This is a genomic window from Phaeodactylibacter luteus (assembly GCF_007993045.1).
Lineage (GTDB): Bacteria > Bacteroidota > Bacteroidia > Chitinophagales > Saprospiraceae > Phaeodactylibacter > Phaeodactylibacter luteus.
This window is the reverse complement of the sequence record NZ_VOOR01000242.1, coordinates 1-324: the sequence shown is the minus strand read 5'-3', so window position 1 is coordinate 324 and position 324 is coordinate 1. Positions and strand designations below refer to the sequence as shown.

General features: G+C 68.5%; 1 protein-coding gene. It reads left to right on the top strand.

Going from position 1 to position 324, the window contains the following annotated elements; translation table 11 throughout:
• Nucleotides 1-324: hypothetical protein (locus FRY97_RS22755; RefSeq protein WP_170254903.1), on the top strand; the 324-nt coding region annotated here is incomplete at both ends.

Below are 324 nucleotides of genomic sequence, written 5' to 3'. Positions count from 1 at the left end.
ATGTGCCGCTTCCGATACCCTCCTGCTCGCCGCTGCAGCCCCGCCCACTGTGCAGGCTCAGCCCGCAGGGCCGTTCTGCGCATCCGATACCCTGCAGCTCCTGCAGGCCTCCCCTCCAGGAGGCACATGGTCCGGCAGCGCAGCGCCCGGCGGCGCATTCAGGCCCGCTGACCTCGGCCCGGGCACATTCCCAGCCATATATACCTTTGCCGACAGCCTTGGGTGCTCTGCCGCCGACACCATCCCCGTCGATGTCCTGCCACTGCCACAGGCTGCCATCTCCGGCCAGGCGGATTTCTGCCCGGGCGACACCGCAATGTTCGG